The organism is Magnetospirillum sp. UT-4, assembly GCF_902729435.1.
In the GTDB taxonomy this organism is placed as follows: domain Bacteria; phylum Pseudomonadota; class Alphaproteobacteria; order Rhodospirillales; family Magnetospirillaceae; genus Magnetospirillum.
The window spans coordinates 1-617 of the sequence record NZ_CACVCG010000006.1 but is presented as its reverse complement, the minus strand read 5'-3'; the positions used below and the strand labels follow the sequence as shown (position 1 = coordinate 617).

Annotated in this window: 1 protein-coding gene; it reads right to left on the bottom strand. The window is 53.8% G+C overall.

Annotated elements, in window-relative coordinates:
• On the bottom strand, positions 1-617 hold a 617-nt coding region (locus MTBUT4_RS00665), incomplete at both ends, for an FRG domain-containing protein (RefSeq protein ID WP_173977738.1).

Here is a 617-nt window from a genome sequence, read left to right as displayed (position 1 = left end):
GGGCTAGTCTGGTTAAAAGCGCCAATATCCTGCGCGAGATCGATCTCGCTTTTTTGGGCGTAGGTGAGGTTGGAGAGGTTGGCGAGACAACTAACAGTGTCGGAGTCGTAGTATTTTACTTTATCATCCGACACTCGAAAGATAATTACTTCGCCATCCGTTTCGGCTAGTTCTTGTGCGCAGTGACACGCAAAAAATAACGCTACAAGAGGGTTGCCAGAAATATCTAAAAGGCGGGTCGGCAGACCGTAGTGCTGCATGCGAACAAGCCGGTCGAAGCAGTACTGGTCGCCCTGGAATTCGTCATTGTGTGCAATAAGCAACTCCTTGCAGAGGCGATCCTCATTCCGCACAAATTGCCATGCCCCGTCCGGCCATTTTCGTAGCAATGACGGGGTCAGCTCGAACCGCGCATCCTCGTGCCCACGGAAGAAAGTTTCGGTCGATTCCTTGGCCGGATAGTCGTAAAGCAACTGGAGAAATGCTTCCACGCTATTGGCTGCACCGATCGTATTTTTGGTTCTTGGCGGCGGCTCGGCTGTTGCGCCGGCCAGGGGCCCCGGCCCCAAAACCGCAGTGACGGCATTGGCTAACTCGGGTTTAAACCGAGCTAGCCC